This window comes from Microbacterium sp. AC132 (assembly GCF_979258525.1).
Genome location: NZ_OZ409862.1, coordinates 313,227 through 334,453, shown reverse-complemented (window position 1 = coordinate 334,453; position 21,227 = coordinate 313,227). Strand labels below are relative to the sequence as shown.

The following is a 21,227-nucleotide window of genomic DNA, read 5'->3' as shown; positions in this document are numbered from 1 at the left end:
GCAGGGTGAGTCTCGAACGCATCGCCCTGATCTCCGATGTCCACGGAAACCTGACCGCTCTCGAGGCGGTGCTCGCCGACATCCATCGCCGGGGCATCGCCCGCATCGTCAACCTCGGAGACACGGCGGGCAAGGGACCACGAGGCGAGGACGCCGTGCGGCGCTGCCGCGACGTGTGCGAGGTGAACGTCCGCGGCAACTGGGACGACTTCCTGCCGACCATCCCCGACGACGGGCCGTCCGAGATGCTGTGGTGGCGAGATGAGCTGTCGGCGTCGAGCAGGGCGTGGCTCCGGTCGCTTCCGCTGAGTGTCGATCTGGTCCTCAGCGGTCATCGGATCCGCCTGTTCCACGCGTCGGCGCAGAGCCCGCACGTCCGCGTGCACTTCGCCCACACGCCCGAGCAGTTCTCCGCGATGTTCGAGGCGACGGAGATGACCGGCGACGGCCCGCTGCCCGATGTGGTGGGCTACGCCGACATCCACGACGCCTACATCGAATCGAACGACGGACGTACGCTGTTCAACGTCGGAAGCGTCGGGAACCCGCTCGACACACCCGTTCCGTCCTACGTGATCCTCGAAGGAGGACAGTCGGCGGACGATCCCTTCGGGATCCAGTTCGTGCGCGTGCCCTACGACGTCGAGGCCGAGATCGCCGTCGCCGAATCGCTCGACATGCCGACCGCCGATGTCTGGGCCGTCGAGCTCCGCACTGCCGTATATCGAGGGCGGCAGGCATCGCAGACGGCGACGCCATGATCGCTCAGAGGTTCGCGAGGTCCGGATCGTCGAGCAGACGCCTCATCGTCGACCGTCCCAGACCGCTCATGGCGGGGTTCGAGGACTCGTAGGACCAGACGAGGCCCATCGCCTGCTGCAGCGCCCAGGCTGCTCCTCGCCGCCACTCGCTGTCGGAGACGCGCAGACGGTCACGCACGACGGATCGCCCCCGAGCGTCGAACAGATGCCACGCGGCGACGAGATCGAGCGCAGGGTCGGCAGGGCCGAAGCCCCCGCCGTCGAGGACACCGACGAGACGACCGTCCGCCACCAGCAGGTTGAACGGCGTGAGGTCCCGGTGGCTCATGACGTCCGCACCCTCGCGGGGCGCGTCGCGCAGCGAGCTCCAGAGTCGATCCACGCGATCAGGATCGACCTGGTGCGCGCTGCGCTCGATGCAGAGCGCGACCCACTCGTCGTGGTCGCGGAGAACACCACCGCGGCCGCGCCCGTCGAACTTCCGTCCGCGGGTCTCGGTCGACCGCAGCGCAGCGATCAGCCCGGAGACGTCCGAGACGAGCGACTCCGACGATGCGTGGCCGGCGGGGGTCGCGGCGACACCCGCCAACCAGGTCTGGATCGACCAGGCAGACGGATGCTCCTCGGTCGCCGCGGCGAGTCCGACAGGCCGCGTCGCCGGCACGACGCAGACGTCGGCGAGCTCAGCCATCGCCGCGGCCTCGGCGCCGAGGACATCGCGCGATTCTGCGACGAGCGGGAACCGTGCCGCGAGGTCGTCGCCGATCCGGAAGATCGTGTTCACCGTGCCCATCGAGCGGACGCGCTCGATCGGCAGGTGGGCGAGCTCGGGGAACGTCTGCGCGATCAGCCGCGCAGCGCGATCGTCCGTGAGTGCGAGCTCGCCCTCGTGCATCCGTGAGGTCAGTGCTGGACTCGTGCGATCCAGGCTTCGACCTCGTCCGCCGTGCGCGGGATGTCCGCCGAGAGGTTCACCGGGCCGTCCTCGGTCATCAGGATGTCGTCCTCGATTCGCACACCGATACCCCGGTACTCCTCGGGAACGGTGAGGTCGTCGATCTGGAAGTAGAGGCCGGGTTCGATCGTGAAGACCATTCCCAGGGCGAGGATGCCGTCGTAGTACATCTCCCGCCGGGCCTGCGCGCAGTCATGGACGTCGATGCCAAGGTGGTGCGATGTGCCGTGCACCATGTAGCGGCGGTGCTGCCCGCCGGTGTCGCCGTCCAGCGCCTCCTGCGCGGTCACGGGGAGCATTCCCCACTCGGCGACGCGCGCGGCGATGACGCGCATGGCCGCCTCGTGGACCTCGCGGAAGCGCACCCCGATGCGAGCCGCGGCGAACGCGGCATCAGCGGCCTCGCGCACCGTCTCGTACACCCGGCGCTGCACCTCGGTGAAGGTTCCGGAGACGGGGAGCGTGCGGGTGATGTCCGCGGTGTACAGGCTGTCCGCTTCGACGCCCGCGTCGACGAGGATGAGGTCTCCCGGCACAACCGTGCCGTCGTTGCGGGTCCAGTGCAGGTAGCAGGCATGGGGACCTGATGCGGCGATCGTGTCGTAGCCCTCGCCGTTGCCGTCTTCGCGCGCGCGGCGGTGGAAGACGCCCTCGACGACGCGCTCGCCGCGAGCATGAGCGATCGCGTCGGGAAGCGAACGGATGACGTCCTCGAATCCCTGCGCGGTGATGTCCACCGCTCGGCGCATCTCGGCGATCTCGTACTCGTCCTTCACGAGCCGCAGCTCCGAGACGAAGCGGGTGAGGTCGTCGTCCTCGTCGAGCACGAGCTCTCCCTCGGCGGCCGAGAACCTCTCGAGGTGGTCGGTCGCGATGTCGAGGTCTGCCGCGACGCCGGCGAGAGACGGGCGAGGGCCGATCCAGAATTCACCGACCGTGGCGTCCGCATAGAACTCCGTGGTGGTGCGATCGGCGCGCTCCCGGAAGTACAGCGTCACATCGTGGCCGGACTCGCCCGGCTCGAACACGAGGATCGAGTCGGGCTCGGCATCCGAAGCCCATCCCGTGAGGTGTGCGAAGGCCGAATGCGCACGGTACGGGTAGTCGGTGTCGTTGCTGCGCTGCTTGAGCGAACCGGCAGGGATGACGAGTCGCTTGCCGGGGAAGGCAGCGGACAGGGCGGCGCGACGCACAGCGGCGAACGGCGCCTGCGCTCGCGGCGCGGGGATCGACTCGGGGCGCTCCGCCCATCCGGTCGAGATCGTGTCGAGGAATCCGCGGGGGAAGGGCTGCTTCCGATTCGTGGTGGTCGTCTCGGCGGGAGTCTCGGTCGTGGGCTCTGCGATCGTGTCGCGCTCAGCGGTGCTCATCCCTCCAGTCTGTCACCTGAGCGACGGCCACGGCATGTCAGCCTGCGGGTTCGAGCTGCACCACGAGACCGCGGTGGTCGCTTCCCGAGCCGCCGATCACGACGGAACCCGTCGTGGACCAGCTCGGCGACGCCATGACGTGGTCGATCGGGGTGCTCAGCAGCGCCGGCAGCGAGCTCGGCCATGTGCCGCTGTATCCGTTGCCGGAGCGGCTCGCGCCGTCGCGGCAGTACCCCATGTCGCCGCCGTCGACGCCGAGCCCCGCCATGTGGTCGATCGTCGCGTTGAAGTCACCCGCGAGGATGAAGTTCCCCTCGGGGCACTGGTCGGCGATCCAGCGCAGGTCGCTCTGCCACTGCGCCATGTCCTCCATCCGGGGCGCGACGGCGTGCACCGCGACGATCGTCGGACCCTCGCCATCGACCGGCATCAGCACCGCGCTGGGCACCGAGCCGGTGTTGTTGGAGCCGTCCTCGGACGACTCGATCACGGAGTACTCGCCGAGGTCGGGGGAGACGAGGACGGTCGTGTGCCAGGACTTGGGGCCGTCGACGACGTCGGGCTTGAACTGCACATGGTGCACCCACATGGGGTGATCCTGATCGCGCAGCAGCACGGCGATCTGCTCGCCCACCTCTTCGGTGGTCTCGGGCAATGCGACGACGTCAGCGCCACGCTCGAGGATCTCCCGCGCGATCTCCTCGGCGGACACCTCGTCGCCGGCGGTGTTCCAGGTGAGCACACGGATGCTCGAATCGGTGGCGGCGGGGAGCGTGTCCGCGCCGAACCCGCGCATGAAGCCGATGGCTCCCGTCGCACCGGCGCCGAGCAGGGCGACGATCAGCACGGATGCCGCGAAGCCGCGCAACGGCTTCGCGAACAGGAGCAGCAGCGAAACGGCCGCGACGAGGAGGAATGCCGCCAGGACCACGCCGCGGGCGGCGACGATCTGCGCGAACGGATAGGTCTGCTCGAGATGGAAGAACTGCGGCCAGACGACGACGGCCGTCGCGATCGCGAGCAGCACGGTGACGAGGATCCCCAGTAGTCGAAACATCCTCTTCAGCCTAGAAGTCCTCTCTGTGAAGTCCCTAGAGCGACAGGCGTGCGCGGCCGACGTCCACGGTCGTCGGTACGCTCGGAGCATGGCCACCGCTCGATCCCGCCGTTTCGCCGGTCCGTCCGACCTGCACATGCACTCGAATCACTCGGACGGAACGGAGTCGCCCGGCGATGTCGTGCGCCAGGCACACCGGTTCGGGGTGCGTACGATGGCGCTGACCGATCACGATCGCACGACGGGGTGGGACGAGGCGGCGGCGGCGACGGCCGAGCTCGGGATGACGTTCATCCCCGGCATGGAACTCTCCGCGAAACACGAGTGGCGCAGTGTGCACGTGCTGAGCTACCTCTTCGATCCGCTCGACGAGGCGCTCGGATCCGAGACCGATCGCATCAGAGGCGACCGGATCGGTCGTGCCGAGCGGATCGTCCGCAGCATCGGTCGTGACTACGACCTCGACTGGGACGATGTCCTCGCCCAGACCACTCTCGACGCGACGGTCGGCCGTCCGCACATCGCCGATGCCCTTGTGGCCCGCGGAATCGTGCGCGACCGCACCGAGGCGTTCGACGGGATTCTGCACCCCAGAGAGGGTTACTACGAGCCCCACTACGCGCCCGACCCGCTCACGGCAGTGCGTCTGATCACCGAGGCCGGAGGGGTGGCGATCATCGCGCACCCTGCCACGATCGGCCGCGACCACATGATGCCGGTGCCGTTCATCGAGCAGCTCATCGCCGCAGGCCTGGGCGGTTTCGAGATCGATCATCGGGAGAACACCGCGGCAGGCCGGAAGACGCTGCACGCGATCGCCGCGAAGCACGATCTCATCGTCACCGGCTCGAGCGACTATCACGGCACCGGGAAACCCAATCTGCCGGGCGAGAACACCACATCCGACGAGATGGTGGAGCGACTGATCGAGCGCGCGACCGGCTCCGCGCCCCGCTACGCCTGACGCCGGGACGGCAGAGGGGCGGATGCCGCAGCTGCAGCATCCGCCCCTCTGTGAGTCCCTGAGGTGGAGTCGATCAGGCTCCGACGACCGGAGCCGCTCCCGCGCCGCCCGAACCCCCGCGGCGACGACGGCGACGACGGGCCGGGGCCGGCTTGCCGTCGTGGTGCTCCTTGCCTGCGCCGTCGTGGGTGCCGGCGCCCTCGGCGCCGCGGTCCGCTGACGGCGAGGACTGAGAGTCTCCGGGTGATGCGTCGGCAGCGCCCTCGGCGAACGTCGAGCCCACCGGGGTCGAGCCGCCCCGACGACGCCGACGACGGCGGGTGCCGCCCTCATCCGTGCCCTCGGCCGCGGCATCGGCCGCACGCTCGGGGCGCGGTGCGCGCTCGGTCTTGACCGACTGGGTCTTGGGAGCCGAGACGAGACGGCCCTTGGTGCCTGCGGGGATGTCGAGGTCACTGAACAGGTGCGGGCTCGAGGAGTAGGTCTCGACCGGGTCGGGCTGCCCGAATTCGAGGGCGCGGTTGATCAGCGCCCACTTGTGCAGGTCCTCCCAGTCGACGAAGGTCACGGCGATGCCGGTCTTGCCCGCACGGCCGGTGCGACCGGCGCGGTGCAGGTACGTCTTGTCCTCGTCGGGGATGGTGTGGTTGATGACGTGCGTGACATCGTCGACGTCGATGCCGCGGGCGGCGACATCGGTCGCGACGAGGACGTCGCGCTTGCCGGCCTTGAACGCGGCCATCGACCGCTCGCGCTGGTCCTGTCCCATGTCGCCGTGCACGCCGCCGACGTTGAAGCCGCGGTCGCTGAGCTCGTCGACGAGGCGCTGCGCGGCGCGCTTGGTACGGGTGAAGATCACCGTCTTGCCGCGACCCTCCGCCTGGAGGATGCGGGCGATGATCTCGTCCTTGTCGAGCGAGTGGGCGCGGTACACCAGGTGCTTGATGTTCGCCTGCGTGAGACCCTCGTCGGGGTCGGTCGCGCGGATGTGGATCGGGTTCGTCATGAACCGACGAGCCAGCGCGACGATCGGTCCGGGCATGGTCGCGGAGAACAGCTGGGTGTGACGGACGGCCGGGACCTTCTGGAAGATCTTCTCGATGTCCGCGAGGAATCCGAGGTCGAGCATCTTGTCGGCCTCGTCGAGCACGACCTCGGTCGCGTTGGAGAGGTCGAGCAGACGCTGGCCGGCGAGGTCGATCAGGCGACCGGGCGTGCCGACGACGATCTGGGCGCCCGCCTTGAGCTGGTCGATCTGGCCCTCGTATGCCTTGCCGCCGTAGATCGCGACGACGCTGGTGGAGCGGTTGCTCGTCAGCAGGTCGATGTCCTCGTACACCTGCACCGCGAGCTCGCGCGTCGGCACCACGATGAGCGCCTTGACGCCGTGCTCGGGGTCGAGGCCGAGCCGCTGCACCACGGGGATGCCGAAGCCGAAGGTCTTGCCTGTTCCGGTCTTGGCCTGGCCGATGATGTCCTGGCCCGGAAGGCCGAGGGGGATGGTCTGCTCCTGGATCGGGAATGCGTCGACGATGCCCTTGGAGGCGAGAGCGTCGATGATGTCCTGATCGATTCCGAGATCAGCGAAGGTTGTCAATGTTCAGATGCCTGTCCGGCGACCTGCGAGGATCGCCATGTTCACGGATCCACGCCGTCTCTTGTGCCACAGGCGCGGGCCCCGCTCCGACGGCGGGGACAGGGACAGCCTACCCGAGGGGGTGGCGACGCCCGGGAATATCGCGTCTCCCGGGTAGTGTGAACCCCGTGGTGAACTGGTTCTGGAAGCGTAGGACGCCCCGGCGCACGATGACGTTGCGCAGTCGGGGCGATCAAGGAGCGGCGACGCGGGTCGACTTCGCCGAACTCGCGCCGGAGCTGCCGCGATTCCTGGGACAGGCGGCGTACCTCCAGCTGGGGTACTTCGAGACGCTCACGCGGCTGATCAGGGCGACTCCGGAGCTCTCCGAGAAGGAGGCGCTCTCCCGGGCAGCCGGTGCTGCGCTCACCAAGCATCGGGCGATAGTCGAACTCATCGCGGAGCGCGGAGACGATCCGACGCAGCTCATGCTCCCGTTCCGGGAGAACCTCGACGCCTTCCGGCGCAAGACCATCGGCGCGCGTCCGCGGGAGACTCTCCTCGCCGTCTACATCACGGCAGGCATGCTCGACGACTTCTACTTCGCGCTCGCCTCGAGCTACGGCGACACGGGGGAGAGGGTCGCGGAGATCCTCTCCGAGGACGATGCGCGACACGAGATCGTCGCCATCATCCAGGAGACGATCGACGGCGACGGCGAGTGGCGGTCGCTGCTCTCGATGTGGGCGCGCCGGCTCGTGGGGGACACGATCCTGGTGTGCCGGTCGGCGCTGCGTCAGCCCGAGCTCGCCGCGATGAGCGAGGACCGCGTCGAATTGGTCTACACCGAGCTGATGGGCGCGCACGCACGCCGCATGGATGCGATGGGTCTCGCCTCCTAGCCGACGGACCCGGCCGACGGCATCAGATGCCGAGTGCCGCCTTGGCCGCGGCATCGCTGCGTCGGCGCGACGCGACGATCGCGACGGTGGCGACTGCCGCGATGCCGACGGAGCCCACGACGCTCGCGAGCCATAGCCAGATGCTGTCCTCGCCCACGCCGAGCCACTGCAGGCCGGTGTAGATGACGGCCGCGAGGGCCGTGGCGACAGCGGGGGTGAGAGCGACCCCGCGCAACTCCCGCCCACCGATCATGTAGTGGGCCGCGATGCCGAGCGCGCACGCTCCGACGAGAGCGAGGAGGATGTACATCGTGGGGTCAGGCGAAGAAGCCGACGCGACGAGACTCCTCGGTGCCGAGCTCGATGTACGCGAGGTTCGCGGTCGGAACCAGGTAGGAGTTGCCCTTGACATCGGCGAAGCTCAGGTGAGAAGTGTTCTGCTCGAGAGCCGAGGAGACCTGCGTGCGGACCTCGTCCGCGCTCGATGCGGTCTCGAAGCTGAGCTCACGGCCGGTGTTGATGATGCCGATGCGGATTTCCACGCGTACTCCTGTTTTCCAGTCGACGATGCTGTGGTCGAGTCGACCTCGGAGGTCTACGACTGAGCCCAACTCTACCGGGCGGCGAGGTGACGGGATCCGCGGATCGGGCCGGTTTCGCCCTGAGCGCACACCGTCGCGAGACGCCGACGCCCGGTGATGTCGGCGCGCCGCAGTAGCGTGGAGGACATGACAGAGGATGCCGCGCAGAACGCCGTGATCGGTGCAGACGCCTCGGCATCCGGCGTCATCATCGGGGCGCCGGGCACAGGCAAGACCCGCACTCTCACCGAGCGCGTCGTCCATCTGCTCGACACAGCGGGGATGCGTCCGGAGCAGGTCCTCGTCCTCACTCCCAGCAGGCAGGCGGCGACCGCGCTGCGGGACCGCATCGGGGTCAGGATCGGTCAGGCCACTCCCGGGCCGCTGGCCAGGTCGCTCGGGTCGTTCGCATTCCAGGTGGTGCGCGGAGCGATGGTTCGCGAAGGGGCGGAGCCACCGGCTCTGCTGACCGGTGCAGACCAGGACCGCCTGATCGCCGAGCTCCTCGCCGGCGATGCGGAGGACGAGCGCATCGACTGGCCGCAGGCGCTGAGCCCCGCCGTACGCGCCTCCAAGGGGTTCCGCTCCGAGCTCCGTGCCTTCCTCGCGGAATGCGTCGAACTGGGGGCGCAGCCCGACGAGCTGCGCACGTCCGATGTCCCCGCCTGGTCGTCCGTCGCCGAGTTCCTCGTCGAATACCGCGCCGTGCTCGACCTGGCACGGGCATCCCACCGCGACGCGGCAGACCTGCTCGCCGAGGCGTGCACGATCCTGCGCACCGCGGAGCCGAGTGCCCTCGGCCCTCTCGCCGACCTCAGGGTGGTGCTCATCGACGACGCGCAGGAGCTGACACGCGGTGGCATCGCGGTGGTCGAGGCGCTCCGTGCGCGAGGGACGGCAGTGCTCGCCTTCGGTGATCCTGACATCTCCTCCGGAGCTTTCCGCGGCGCGAGCCCCGAGTTGTTCGCGCACCTCGCCACGGCGCTGGGCGAGGTCCACGTGCTCGATGTCCCTCATCGTCAGGCGCCGGCGCTCACCGCGCTGACCCGCACCGTCACGCAGGCGATCGGCGTGTCGGGTCGCGTCGACCACAGGCGCGCGCCCGAGCACGTCGCCGCGCACAGCCCGGGCGCCCCCGGCGACGTGAGCACCTTCATCGCCCCGTCACCGCATGAAGAGCTCGACCGCATCGCGGGTGTCATGCGCGAATGGCATCTCGTGGATGACGTCCCGTGGGATCGCATCGCGGTCATCGCACACGACACCAGGCAGGTCACGCAGCTCGACGCAGAGCTCGCCGCGCGGGAGATCCCGACGAGAGCCGCGGGCGTGCAACGTCCTCTCGGCTCCGAGCCGATCGTGCGCGACATCGTCGGCATCGTGCGCCTGGCCCTCACGCCGGCCGAGGAGCGGACTCCCCAGGACTGGGAGGAGGCGCTCCGCACTCCCTTCGGAGGCATGGATGCGATCGGGCTCCGACGCCTTCGCGCTCGTCTGCGCCATATCGAGCTCGACCTGGGGGGCTCGACGCCCGCACGGGAACTGCTGCGCCAGGCGCTGGCATCGCCCGACCACTTCACGCTCATCGACGCCCAGGAATCGCGCCTGGCCGCGCGCTTCGCCGCGACGATCGCAGATGTGGCCGCCGCGGCTGCCGACGGCGAGACGATCCACGATCTCCTGTGGCGGGTCTGGGACCAGGCCAGAGCGGTCGACGGGCGCAAGCTCCAGATCGCCTGGCGTGAGATGTCGTTGCAGACCAGCGGCGCGGAGACGGCGCGAGCCCTCGATGCGCTCGTCTCCCTGTTCGGTGCGGCCAAGCGATTCGTCGAGCGCACCCCGAACGAGAAGCCGGAGGTCTTCGTGCGCGACATCCTCGACAGCGAGGTGCCCGAAGACTCCCTCTCGAGTCCCGACCGGCCGGGCCGTGTGACCCTGCTCACACCGGCGACCGCACTCGGAACGGAGTTCGACGCGGTCGTGGTGGCCGGAGTGCAGGACGGAATCTGGCCGAATGTGCGGCTGCGCGGCGGGATGCTCCAGTCCTGGCGTCTCGCCGACGCACTGCTCGCATCCCGCACCGGAACCGCCGAGCACCCGCCCGAGGCACTCGACAGGCGCCGCGCCGCTCTGCACGATGAGCTGCGCCTGTTCGTCCGCGCCATCTCTCGTTCGCGGAGCAGACTCCTCATCACCGCGGTCGATGACGACGACATGACACCCAGTGCGTTCTTCGGCTTCCTCCCGCCGCCCGACCCGCCCGAGCTGCATGCCTCGGCCGAGCACCCGCTCACGCTGCGCGGTCTCGTCGCGCGTCATCGTCGGGTACTGACGACCTCGAGCGTCCGTGCCGCCCGAGACCACGCCTCCGCCCAGCTGGCGGTGCTCGCGCGGGAGGGAGTGCCGGGCGCCGATCCGGACGAGTGGTACGGAGTGACGCCGCCGACGACCGATGCACCGCTGCACGACCTCGCCGTCGACGCCGCCCGGGTCTCGCCGTCGCGGATGGAGTCCTTCGAGGAGTGCGAGCTGAACTGGGCGGTGTCCGCCCTGGGCGGCGACACCGTGATGCCGCCGTCGGCCGGAATCGGCACGATCATCCACGAGGCGATGGAGCAGGTGCCCGACGGCGAACTGGACCGTCTGCGTGAGGTCCTGGCCGAGCATTGGCCGGAGCTCGATTTCGAGACGGCCTGGATAGGTCGCAAGGAGAGGCGCCGCGCCGATCTGTACATCGATCGACTGCACAGCTACCTGTCGGACGTGTCGGACGAAGGCGGTCGAGTGATCGCCGGCGAGGTGGAGTTCCGGTTCGCGGTCGAGGTGCCCGAGCAGGAGGGCATCGCGCCGGGCGTGCGTGCGGCGAGCGTCGACGGCGACCCCCATCCGCACCATGCGATCGTGCACGGCTTCATCGACCGGGTCGAGGCGTACACCGCGGGTGGTGGAGAGCATGCGAAGGCGCGGGGACAGAAGTGGACGCGCATGGCCGATGCGCAGAGCGGGGAGCGCGTCGTGGTCGTGGACTTGAAGACCGGCAAGTACGAGCCGGAGAGCGAGCAGAAGGTGGCGGACCACGCCCAGCTCGCCGCATACCAGGTGGCGGTGCAGGAAGGACTCGTGGCGGGAGCGGATCCTGCGGCCCTCGCCGGCGCGCGCCTCGTCCTGGTCGCCAAGACCCTGGCCGGCAGCGATTTCCGCGTCGCGCACCAGCACACCCTCGCCGGTGAAGAGCGTGTCCAGTTCCTCGGGCGGATCGCGGAAGCCGCCCGAGGGATGTCGGCGGCGAGCTTCACGGCCCATGTCGAGGCTCACTGCGCGGATACGCAATGGCGAGTCCAGCCGTGTCGCATCCACACCGTCGCCGCGGTGAGCGCGTGACGGCGTGGACGGGAGCGGGGAACGGGATCTCTGCTCTGGACGTCGCCGCCGCGCTCGGTCTCCCCGCACCGACGGAGGCTCAGCAGCGGGTGATCGAGTCGCCACCGGCGCCGGCTTTGGTGGTCGCGGGCGCGGGCAGCGGAAAGACCGAGACGATGGCCGGCCGCGTCGTCTGGCTGGTCGCGAACGGGCATGTGCGACGCGATCAGATCCTCGGCCTGACCTTCACGCGCAAGGCTGCGGGTGAGCTCGCGGAGCGCATCGGCGTCCGTCTGGCGCTCATCGACGAATACGGGAGACGAGGACTGCTGCCGCACCTGCCCGAGATCGTGGCGAGCGGTGCCCTCGATCGGGTGTCGAGAGCCGCGAACGCCAGACAGCGCGAGGTCGTCCGATCGCAGGTGCTCGACGAGCTCGCCGCACGTTTCGGCACCGGGGCGGTCTCGACCCCCGTTCGGCCGAGGATCTGTTGATCCGTCCCAAGGTCTCGACCTACAACGCGTTCGCGGATGGCATCGTGCGCGAGCACGCGGCGCGCATCGGCCGCGACTCCGACGTCGCCATGCTCAGCCAGGCCGCATCCTGGATGCTCGTGCGCGACGTGGTGCTGCGCGCCGACCTGCCGGAGCTGGAGGAGATCGACCGGTCGGTGGCGGGGGTGGTCGACGCGGTTCAGAGATTGGCCGGCGACTCGCTCGATCACCGGGTCGATCTCGACCGCGCCGATCGCATCGCGCTGCGCCAGGCCGAGGCGTTCGAGCCGTACCTCAGCAACGCGGAGGTCGCGACCGCGGCTGCGAACCTGCGCGCTCTTCCCGCTCTGTCCGTCCTGGTGCGCGATTACATCGCCGAGAAGGAGCGCCGCGGAGTGCTGGACTTCGCCGACCAGGTCAGCGGCGCCTACGACATCGTGGAGTCGTCTCCCGACGTGCGCGAGGACCTGCGGCAGCAGCATCAGGTGGTGCTGCTGGACGAATACCAGGACACCTCGGTGATCCAGACGCAGTTCCTCGCCCGACTCTTCCGCGACACCGCGGTGATGGCGGTCGGGGATCCGCACCAGTCGATCTACGGATGGCGAGGCGCCAGCGCGGACAATCTGCACGCCTTCGCGCGCACCTTCTCCGAACACGAGAGCGTCGGCAACTACAGTCTGATGACGAGCTGGCGCAACGACCGGAGCATCCTCGGTGTCGCCAACCGCATCCTCGGTCCGCTGCGCAGGCCCGGATTGGATGTGCCACCGCTCGAGTCTCGTCCCGGCGCCGGCCCCGGGGCGGTCGAGATGAGCTTCCCGCTCACCGTCGATGACGAGGCTCGCGCGGTCGCCGAATGGTTCGCGGCGCGTCGCGCGGAGCACGACGACCTCGCGAAGCCGCATACCGGAGCGGTGCTGTTCCGGTCGAAGCGGCACATGCAGACGTTCGCGGCGGCCCTTGCCGCAGAAGGTATTCCGCACCGCATCCTGGGGCTCGGGGGACTCCTGGCGACCCCCGAGGTCGTCGATGTCGTGTCGACGCTGCGCGTGCTGCACGATCCGACGGCGGGCTCTGCGTTGATCAGGCTCCTCGTCGGTCCTCGATTCTCCGTCGGTGTCGCCGACATGGCGGCGTTGCAGCAGCTCGCGGCGGAGCTCTCCCGTCGGGACAGCGGGCTGCTGCCGCTGGACGACGAGCTCCGCAAACGCATCCGCGCGTCACGGGGGGCGGACGAGGCGCTGTCGATCATCGACGCCGTCGACGTGCTCCGCGGTCTCAGCGACGACTACCGCCTTCTCGCCGGGATCACGCCGGACGGGCGTTCTCGCATCCGTGCCGCGGGCGAGATGCTCGAACGCCTCCGACGGGCGTCGTCGCTTCCGCTTCCCGATCTGCTGAGGCTGATCGAGCTCGAGCTGCGTTTGGACATCGAGCTCGCCGCGAACGAGACCAGAGGGCCGGCGCGTATCGCGGCGACGCAGCTGCGCGCGTTCACTGACGAGGTTCGGTCGTTCCTCGCCGCAGACGAACGGGGGACCATCTCGAGTCTCCTCGCCTGGTTGGAGAAGGCCGAGAGCACGGACGAGCTGGTGCCGCGGCCCGAGCCGCCCGAACCCGGGGTCGTCCAGCTTCTGACGATCCACGGATCCAAGGGGCTGGAGTGGGATGCGGTCGCCGTCGTCCGCATGGTCGAGGGCGAACTGCCGTCGCGCCCGACGGACACCTCAGGATGGTTCGGCTTCGGAGTGCTGCCGTTCGCTCTGCGAGGCGACAGCGCGGCCCTGCCGACCTTCAGTTGGATAGCGCCCTCGGACGAAGAGCTCGATGCGGAGAAGCGGCTGAAGGCAGGTATCACATCGCTGACCAGCAGGAGCAAGACAGCGCCGGGCGCGATCACGGTCTTCAAGGACGCCTACCGCGAGTATCAGCAGGAGGAGGAGCGTCGACTCGCCTACGTCGCCGTCACCAGGGCGCGCAGTCATCTGCTTCTGACCGGGGCCCACTGGGCGGGGCAGAAGCAGCCGAAGAAGCCGAGCCCCTATCTGACCGAGGCGATGGAGATTCTCGGAATCGCTCCGATCGAGCCCGTGGATCCGGACGAGAACCCCTACGACGGCCCCGGCGCGACGCTCACCTGGCCTCTCGACCCGCTCGGCGCTCGGCGTGGAGTCGTCGAGGCAGCCGCCGCCGCCGTGCGCGCGGCAGCCGACGGGGAGCCGGAGGCCGCTCCCGAACTGGCGCGTCTGCTCGCCGAGCGCGCCGCCCGATTGCGTGGCACCGACGCATCACCGCCCACCCGGGTGCCGGCCTCCCGCTTCAAGGACTACGTCACCGATTTCACCGGCACCGTGTCTTCCATCGTCCGTCCGATGCCTGAGCGGCCATATCGGCAGACCCGGCTGGGCACGCTGTTCCACGCATGGGTCGAGCGGCGGAGCGAACTCGTCGGCGTCGGTCAGCGCGTCGACGAGGCGCTGTGGGAGGTCGACGAGGATGATCTCTCGTTCATCGAGACCGTCGGCGGAGCGGAGGTCTCGTCCGCCGACGCCGCCGACCTCGAGACCCTGCAGTCGATCTTCGAGGCCAGCGAGTGGGGAGCGCTCAAGCCCATCGCGGTCGAGATCGAGATCGACTTCGCGCTGGGTGGCGCTGTGCCGGGTGACGAACGCCATATCGTCATCTGCAAACTCGACGCGGTCTATCGACGCGAGGATCGCGGCGGGCGCATCGAGATCGTCGACTGGAAGACGGGCAAGGCCCCACGCACACCTCGGGAACGGGAGGAGCGGATGCTGCAGCTCGCGCTCTACCGTCTCGCCTACCACCGTCGTTTCGGAGTGCCCCTGGAGGAGATCGACGTGGCGCTGTACTACGTCGCGGACGACCTCGTCATCCGCGGTGACCGCGTCTACTCCGAGTCGGAGCTCTTCCAGCGCTGGAGCGCTGCTCGGGCGGCCCGCTGAGCCTCGTCCTCCGGCGATCCCTCGTCTGAGCCGTCCGCTCGCTCAGTCCGCGCCGGGTCATCGACCGGGCGTCGCTCCGCGGTGGGCTCCTGCGCGGTGTGCCTGCGCACGCCTGAAAGATCTTCCGTCTCGAGGCCACCGACCTCGAGACGACGAGCGGCGTCCGCGGCGGCGTCGCTGAGATCGCTCGTCGCCTGATCGTCGGCATCGCCATCAGGACCGTCGGCGTCGTCGTCGCGCCACAGCTCGTTCGGGTTGTACGCGTCGGTCTGCATCGACGTGTCGGCCCCCGCCGAGGCGCGTGCCGGCACTCTGTCGAGCGCGTCCAGGGCGGACTCGACGCCCTCGTTGCGCGACGCGATCACGCCGAGATCGTCGCTGTGCAATCCTTCGGCGAGTGCCTCGAGAAGGGCGGCGGCGTCGTCGACGATGTCGGGTCGGTGCAAGGAGTCGCCGTGGACGAGCCATCGGGCGAATTCGAGCTCGGCGAGCAGGCGTGCGCGCACCTCGAGAGCGCCGTCCGGCCCGCGGTCGGCGGCCCGAGCGTACGCGGCATGGACGTCGTGCGCCGCATCAGGGGCGGTGGACAGCCACGACAGATCGATCGCCGGATCTCCGACGGCCAGCGAGTGCCAGCCGATGAGTCCGGTGACCTCGGGACCGAGATCCGGGTCGTCCCGGAAGATGAAGGAGGTCGACTGCACGCCGCCCAGCACGACCGTCGATTCGAACCGCCAGAGATCGTCATCGGCGACGGCGTCGCGCCATCGCACGGTGAGCCGCGCGGGGACGCGCCCGGTCGATGCCGCGGAGTCGATCAGTCGAGCGAGTTCGTCGCGGCTCTCCTGCGCAGACCGCGTCGTCAATCCGGCGCCTCTCACGACGGAGGTGGGCAGGGAGTGCACTGCCGCGATCGCCGCACCCATCGATTCGGCGGCGCCACGGCCGGCCGGCACCATCGCCGCCTCGATCTGGAATCCGGGCAGCAGCTCCGTCACGAGCGCGCGGGCGTCTGCGAGTCGCGTCTCGCCGATGTATTCGGGGGCTCGGAAGGGGAGCATCGCCCGCGCACCGGCCGTCAGAGCCCGCAGCGCGAGGGCCTCGGCGGCCAGCTCGCGTGAGGTCTCATCGTCATCGGCGACACGGATCGCGAGCTCGCGCCCGTCTGCGAGAGTGGCGACCGCGGAGTCGAAGCGTCCGTCACCGTCGGCGCTGAGCGTGCGGGCCCCGATCACCTCGGCGCCGGGCAGTGCGGCAGTCACCGCCGCGGCTAGAGTGAATGGAGAGCGTCCCATGCCTCCAGGGTAGGTGGACGTGGGGGTGGTCCAGCTTCCGCCACGCCCGTGAGAGAGGGAGACGATGATCGCCGGCAGCAGCACATCCCTCGATCGCGCAGCGGATCTGCGGGTCGAACCCGGAGTCCTCGATCGTCTGCGCGCCGACGAGGCGACGCGGGTCATCGCCGTACGAGACGGCCGCGTGCGCATTTCGGGCGCCGACCTCGAATCGGCCACGCTGCTGCGGGTTCCCGCCGGCGAGATCGTCGATGCGACCTGGGCGCTCCTCGGGCGCGAAGGTGACGGTACCGCCGTGCTTCTCGCCGTTCTGCAGCCCGAGGGCGACACCGTCGACACCGCACCCGACGAGGTGTGGCTGGGACTCCGCGACCTCGGCGCGCGTCTCGGCTCGGGTGACACAGAGCTGCTCATCGAGGCGCTCGCGCTGGGAGGCTGGCTGCGGGACGCACCGTTCTGCCCCCGATGCGGCGGAGGGACGGAGCTGCGCCAGGCCGGATGGTCGCGCCGCTGCCTCGTCTGCGGTCGCGAGCACTTCCCTCGGACGGACCCAGCCGTCATCGTCGCGGTGGAGAGCTCTGACGGCGAACGGCTCCTGCTCGGGGCGAACGCCAATTGGGGCGGCCGGATGTACTCATGCTTCGCCGGATTCACCGAGGCGGGCGAGTCGTTGGAGTCGACCGTGCATCGTGAGCTCGAGGAGGAATCCGGCGTTCGGCTGGCCTCGCTGCGTTACGTCTCGTCTCAGCCGTGGCCGTTCCCTCGCTCGCTCATGCTCGGCTTCCGTGCCGTCGCTCTGGATGAGCACGAGCTGCGGCCCGACGGGGAGGAGATCATCGACGTCCGCTGGTTCACCCGTGACGAGATCGGGTCCGCTCTCGCCGGTGACGGACCCGTCGGCCTCCCCGGACCCGCGTCCATCGCGCGCGCACTGATCCTCGACTGGTTCGAGGAGCGCGCGTGAGCGCGCTCGAAGCCCTCGACGATCGACAGCGGGAGGCGGCATCCGTGCTGCGCGGTCCCGTCGCCGTGCTCGCAGGTGCGGGAACCGGGAAGACCCGAGTGATCACCCACCGGATCGCCCATGGCGTCGACACCGGTGCATACTCGCCGTCGCGCGTCATGGCGGTGACCTTCACGGCCAAGGCGGCGGGCGAGCTCAGGGGTCGTCTGCGCGCGCTCGGCGTCGAGGGCGTGGCCGCGCGGACATTCCACGCCGCCGCCCTCGCCCAGCTGAACTTCTTCTGGCCCACACTGGCCGGATCACCCGCTCCGTCGATCATCGACAACAAGGTGAGGCTGCTCGGCCAGGCTGCCGACGCGATGCGACTGCGGCCGAGCACCGCGACGCTTCGCGACCTCGCCTCGGAGATCGAATGGCGCAAGGTGTCGATGTTGTCGATCGAACAGCACGCGTCGCTCGGCCGCACGTTGAGCGGCGTCGACTCCGCTCAGTTCGTCGAACTGCAACAGCGCTATGAAGCGTTGAAGGACGAGCGGCGCCAACTCGACTTCGAGGACGTGCTGCTGGCCTGCGCCGGGATGCTCGAGGCCGAACCTCGCGTCGCAGCGTCCGTGCACGAGCAGTATCGGCATTTCACGGTCGACGAGTACCAGGACGTCTCTCCGCTCCAGAACCGCCTGCTCGAACTCTGGCTGGGCGATCGCAAGGACATCTGCGTCGTCGGTGACGCGAGTCAGACCATCTACTCGTTCGCCGGCGCCGAACAGCGATTCCTCCTCGAGTTCGAGCGGCGGCATCCCGATGCCACGGTCGTGCGTCTCGAGACCAACTACCGTTCGCAGGCCCCGATCCTCGAAGCGGCGAACGCCCTGATGAAGGGGCGGCCGGGCGCCCTCGAACTCGTCCCGGCGAGAGAGACGTTCAACGCGGATTCGCCCACGGTCACGGCGTACGACTCCGAGCGCGACGAGGCAGAGGGGATCGCCGCCGCCGTGGCGGCGCGGATCGAGTCAGGGGCGTCGCCCTCAGAGATCGCCGTGCTCTACCGGGCTCATGCGCAGTCCGCGGTGCTGCAGCAGGCGCTCGCCGCCGAGGGCATCGCGACATCGGTGCTGGGTGGAACCCGGTTCTTCGCGATGCCCGAGGTGCGACAGGCGATCCTGGCCCTGCGGGCCGCCGCGGTCGCGCCGACCGAGCACGGTTTCCTGCCCGGGGTCCAGAGGGTCCTCCGCGAGCTCGGTCTCTCCGACGAGCCACCGGCGGCCGGGGGAGCTCAGCGCGACGGCTGGGAGGCTCGGCGGGCGATTCTGCGTCTCGCCGAAGACGCCGGACCCGATGAGACCCTGCGCACCTTCAGCGACGCGCTCATGGCGCGCGCGAAGGACCAGCACGAGCCCACCATGCGCACCGTGACTCTGTCGACGTTGCACGCCGCCAAGGGTCTCGAATGGCCGCATGTCTACCTCGCGGGGTGGGCGGAGGGCGCACTTCCGATCTCCTACGCCACCGGCTTCGAGGCGATCGACGAAGAGCGCCGCCTCGCTTACGTCGGCGTCACGCGGGCCGCGCGTACTCTCTCGCTGTCGTGGTCGCGCTCAGCGGGACGCGGGGAACGCGCCCCGTCGCGGTTCCTGGCAGAGATGGGAACGACTGCTCGCGGCACCGGCATTCTTCGTGAAACGTCACCGAGCGCCAGTCGCGGCGCCCCTCGCCGCTGACCTCGACGAACGAGCCCGGGGCCGCGCTCTCTGCGAGCAGCCGCGCGACGAGCGTCGCCGCCTCCGTGATCCGCGCGGCACTGATCGGACCCGCGCCGCGCCCGATGAGTTGGGCGTGCATGCGGGGCCAGGCATCGTCGCGCTCGCGTTCATGCTCGTCGCGGCAGGTCAGGCAGGCCGATTCGCCGGGCACCACCAGGGGTCCGACCGTGATCCGTCCTCGCTCGAGCGCGACCGGAAGGTGCGAGGTGTCGTCGCGAAGGTAGCGTGCGAAGTGCAGCGCGGCCGCCGCACCTTCGACCAGCACGATGCCGATGTCGCGGGGATTCTCCCGCTCGCCGACGGCGATGCCCTCGTCGAGGAGCGCCTCGCGCATGCGGAACTCGCATCGCGCGTCGGCGACGTCGATGCTCTCCACCCACGCAGCCGGGGGAGCGGGAGAATCGTCGACGAGCAGCGGCTCGAGCCGCGACAGGAGCATCCGCGCCTCTGCGCGCGGGGCGCCGGCGGCATGTGCCACGACATCGAAGCCCCCGCGCCGGAATCCGGCGGCCATCCGAGCGATCAGACGCTCGACCCACGGCTCCGAGGCGGCGATGCGCAGTGTCCCCTCGATGCCGATCTGCAGGGTCTCACCGTCGCGCCAGAGCAGCGGAACCGCGGGGTCCAGGCGAGTGATGGTCTTGGGTGTCAGAGGAGACATCCCTCGATTCTGCGCAAAGCCGAGCTCCCGGTGGGGGAGTCGCGGGCATCCGTGGAAAAGTCCTCGCGCCTCTGCCACCCCGTCGGTCACACGGGTCGGTCGCCCCCTGGGCCGTCGTCACCGTCCGTGTCCTGCTCGCCTTCGGGCGTCTCCGGCTGCTCTCGCGAGAAGTCGTCGCCATCCAGCAGACGTGCCAGCGCCTCGTCGAACTCATCGGCGACCGGCTGCTCTCCCCGCGCGCTCGCCTGCAGTCGCGCCACGAGCGCCGACGGGTCGTCGATGTCGTCCGACGTCGGCATGAGGTCGGGGTAGTCCCACAGGGAGTCGCGCCCGGCGATGCCCACGGCGTCTGTCACCGCCTGCCACATGGCCGATGCCTCGCGCAGACGACGGGGCCGCAGCTTGAGTCCGACGAGAGCGCCGAGTGCGTCCTCGGCGGGACCGCCCACCGCGCGGCGGCGACGAGCGGCTTCTGCGATGCGGGCACCGTCGGGAAGACGGGAGGTGGCCTGCGCGGTCACGACGTCGACCCAGCCGTCGATCGTCGCGACGAGGTTCTCGAGTCGGTCCAGTGCCTCGCGCTGCGCGTCGGTCTGCGTGGGAAGCAGCGCACCGCCTTCGATGGCCGCGCGGAGCTCTTCGGGGTTGGACGGGTCGAGGCGGCTTGCGACGTCCTCGAGTGCATCCACGTCGACCGTGACCCCGCGGGCGAAATCGGTGATCTGCGCCATGACGTGCAGGTGCAGCCACTTCGAGTGGCGATACAGCCGGGCGTATGCGAGTTCGCGGGTCGCGAGATAGAGGGTGATCTGGTCTTCGGGGATCTCGAGACCCTCGCCGAACGCTGTCAGGTTCTGGGGGATGACAGCGGCAGTGCCGGCCGGAAGCACCGGGATGCCGACGTCTCCGCCCGACACCACTTCGAGTGCGAGGTTGCCGAGGACCTGGCCGAACTGCGCCGCGAAGACCGAGCCGCCGAGACCGCGCATGAGCTTGCCCGCGCCCTGCACGACGTCGCGCATCTCTTCGGGCACCTGCGTGTCGAGCGCGCTGGTGAGCGCATCGGCGATGCTCGTCGACACGGGGCCGGCGATCTCCTTCCACACGGGCAGGGTCGCTTCGACCCATTCGCCGCGCGTCATGGCCTTCGGCGACTCGCCGAGTTCGGAGATCGTGGTCGCCTCGCCGAGCCAGAGGTCCGCGAGGGCGAAGGAGTCGACGAGCGAGGTCCGCGAGCCGTCGGTGATGCCGAGACCGTCGCGGTTGGCGATGTGCAGCGCCTGCCGCAGCGCGTTCTCCCAGGGATCGCCGCCGAACGCACCCTGCAGCTGCGACATGATCGTCTGCATCATCGCCGGGTCGATCTGGATCCCATCCATGCCCGCGAAGGCGTTCTGCAGCGCCTCGGGGTCGATGTCTCCGGCGCCCTGGCCGGACATCATGCGTCGGAGGAACTCTTGGAAGTCCTCGGGGGTCGGGTCGTTGTCTGACATGTCGCTCGCCTCTCAGCACGCCTAAAGCCGTGGCATCTACGCTAGTCACAGGATCGGCCGCGAGA

General features: G+C 69.6%; 14 protein-coding genes and 1 pseudogene. 7 read left to right on the top strand and 8 right to left on the bottom strand.

The features are described from left to right. Window positions 1-5: 5 nt before the first annotated feature. Window positions 6-761: a metallophosphoesterase family protein gene (locus ACZZZQ_RS01535; RefSeq protein WP_463506747.1), complete on the top strand. Its 756-nt coding sequence runs from the start codon at window positions 6-8 to the stop codon at window positions 759-761. Between the two features lie 4 nt (window positions 762-765). On the opposite strand, the gene ACZZZQ_RS01530 is transcribed toward ACZZZQ_RS01535, so the two are convergent. The 3 genes from ACZZZQ_RS01530 to ACZZZQ_RS01520 are packed head-to-tail and all read right to left on the bottom strand — an operon-like array spanning window position 766 to window position 4,143. After that, window positions 766-1,656, bottom strand: a complete 891-nt coding sequence (locus ACZZZQ_RS01530) for a phosphotransferase (protein WP_463506746.1) — start codon at window positions 1,654-1,656, stop codon at window positions 766-768. Window positions 1,657-1,664: 8 nt separating this feature from the next. Then, window positions 1,665-3,086, bottom strand: a complete 1,422-nt coding sequence (locus ACZZZQ_RS01525; protein WP_463506745.1) for an aminopeptidase P family protein — start codon at window positions 3,084-3,086, stop codon at window positions 1,665-1,667. A 37-nt stretch (window positions 3,087-3,123) separates the two neighbouring features. Next, entirely contained in the window at window positions 3,124-4,143 is a 1,020-nt protein-coding gene (locus ACZZZQ_RS01520) for an endonuclease/exonuclease/phosphatase family protein (RefSeq protein WP_230100660.1), read from the bottom strand. An 88-nt stretch (window positions 4,144-4,231) separates the two neighbouring features. Between ACZZZQ_RS01520 and ACZZZQ_RS01515 the strand changes: the two genes are divergently transcribed. Next, window positions 4,232-5,107 carry a PHP domain-containing protein gene (locus ACZZZQ_RS01515; protein ID WP_463506744.1) on the top strand — a complete coding sequence of 292 codons (876 nt, stop codon included), beginning with the start codon at window positions 4,232-4,234 and terminating at the stop codon, window positions 5,105-5,107. 73 nt (window positions 5,108-5,180) lie between these two features. Here ACZZZQ_RS01515 and ACZZZQ_RS01510 read toward each other — a convergent pair whose 3' ends face one another. After that, window positions 5,181-6,704: a DEAD/DEAH box helicase gene (locus ACZZZQ_RS01510; protein ID WP_053095593.1), complete on the bottom strand. Its 1,524-nt coding sequence runs from the start codon at window positions 6,702-6,704 to the stop codon at window positions 5,181-5,183. A gap of 167 nt (window positions 6,705-6,871) precedes the next feature. On the opposite strand from ACZZZQ_RS01510, the gene ACZZZQ_RS01505 reads away from it, so the two are divergent. Beyond that, window positions 6,872-7,585: a ferritin-like fold-containing protein gene (locus ACZZZQ_RS01505; RefSeq protein WP_053095594.1), complete on the top strand. Its 714-nt coding sequence runs from the start codon at window positions 6,872-6,874 to the stop codon at window positions 7,583-7,585. A 22-nt stretch (window positions 7,586-7,607) separates the two neighbouring features. Here the strand turns inward: ACZZZQ_RS01505 and ACZZZQ_RS01500 are convergent, their stop codons facing one another. Further along, complete coding sequence (locus ACZZZQ_RS01500; RefSeq protein ID WP_053095595.1) at window positions 7,608-7,895, bottom strand: hypothetical protein; 288 nt, start codon at window positions 7,893-7,895, stop codon at window positions 7,608-7,610. A 7-nt stretch (window positions 7,896-7,902) separates the two neighbouring features. Beyond that, on the bottom strand, window positions 7,903-8,127 hold the full coding sequence (locus ACZZZQ_RS01495) for a DUF3107 domain-containing protein (RefSeq protein ID WP_053095596.1): 225 nt from the start codon (window positions 8,125-8,127) through the stop codon (window positions 7,903-7,905). Window positions 8,128-8,313: 186 nt separating this feature from the next. Here ACZZZQ_RS01495 and ACZZZQ_RS01490 point away from each other — a divergent pair, with 186 nt between their 5' ends. Then, a complete protein-coding gene (locus ACZZZQ_RS01490) occupies window positions 8,314-11,547 on the top strand; it encodes an ATP-dependent helicase (protein ID WP_463506743.1) in 3,234 nt (1,077 codons plus the stop codon). Then, window positions 11,544-14,989: pseudogene (locus ACZZZQ_RS01485) on the top strand (UvrD-helicase domain-containing protein). Before ACZZZQ_RS01490 ends, ACZZZQ_RS01485 begins: the two are co-directional and overlap by 4 nt. Here the strand turns inward: ACZZZQ_RS01485 and ACZZZQ_RS01480 are convergent. After that, entirely contained in the window at window positions 14,935-16,284 is a 1,350-nt protein-coding gene (locus ACZZZQ_RS01480; protein ID WP_233277299.1) for a phosphotransferase, read from the bottom strand. The pseudogene ACZZZQ_RS01485 and the gene ACZZZQ_RS01480 sit on opposite strands and share 55 nt — an antisense overlap. A gap of 64 nt (window positions 16,285-16,348) precedes the next feature. Here ACZZZQ_RS01480 and nudC point away from each other — a divergent pair, with 64 nt between their 5' ends. Next, entirely contained in the window at window positions 16,349-17,248 is a 900-nt protein-coding gene (gene nudC, locus ACZZZQ_RS01475; RefSeq protein ID WP_400340714.1) for an NAD(+) diphosphatase, read from the top strand. After that, window positions 17,245-18,966 carry an ATP-dependent helicase gene (locus ACZZZQ_RS01470; RefSeq protein ID WP_053095601.1) on the top strand — a complete coding sequence of 574 codons (1,722 nt, stop codon included), beginning with the start codon at window positions 17,245-17,247 and terminating at the stop codon, window positions 18,964-18,966. Before nudC ends, ACZZZQ_RS01470 begins: the two co-directional genes overlap by 4 nt. A 789-nt stretch (window positions 18,967-19,755) precedes the next feature. On the opposite strand, the gene ACZZZQ_RS01465 is transcribed toward ACZZZQ_RS01470, so the two are convergent. Next, a complete protein-coding gene (locus tag ACZZZQ_RS01465) occupies window positions 19,756-21,162 on the bottom strand; it encodes a zinc-dependent metalloprotease (protein ID WP_394194306.1) in 1,407 nt (468 codons plus the stop codon). Window positions 21,163-21,227: the final 65 nt, after the last annotated feature.

Coding starts and splice junctions, on each gene's coding strand:
- ACZZZQ_RS01515 (WP_463506744.1), top strand. CDS start 4,232: ATGGCCACCGCTCGATCCCGCCGTTTCGCCGGTCCGTCCGACCTGCAC.
- ACZZZQ_RS01530 (WP_463506746.1), bottom strand. CDS start 1,656: ATGCACGAGGGCGAGCTCGCACTCACGGACGATCGCGCTGCGCGGCTG.
- ACZZZQ_RS01500 (WP_053095595.1), bottom strand. CDS start 7,895: ATGTACATCCTCCTCGCTCTCGTCGGAGCGTGCGCGCTCGGCATCGCG.
- ACZZZQ_RS01525 (WP_463506745.1), bottom strand. CDS start 3,086: ATGAGCACCGCTGAGCGCGACACGATCGCAGAGCCCACGACCGAGACT.
- ACZZZQ_RS01480 (WP_233277299.1), bottom strand. CDS start 16,284: ATGGGACGCTCTCCATTCACTCTAGCCGCGGCGGTGACTGCCGCACTG.
- ACZZZQ_RS01490 (WP_463506743.1), top strand. CDS start 8,314: ATGACAGAGGATGCCGCGCAGAACGCCGTGATCGGTGCAGACGCCTCG.
- ACZZZQ_RS01520 (WP_230100660.1), bottom strand. CDS start 4,143: ATGTTTCGACTACTGGGGATCCTCGTCACCGTGCTGCTCGCGATCGCG.
- ACZZZQ_RS01465 (WP_394194306.1), bottom strand. CDS start 21,162: ATGTCAGACAACGACCCGACCCCCGAGGACTTCCAAGAGTTCCTCCGA.
- nudC (WP_400340714.1), top strand. CDS start 16,349: ATGATCGCCGGCAGCAGCACATCCCTCGATCGCGCAGCGGATCTGCGG.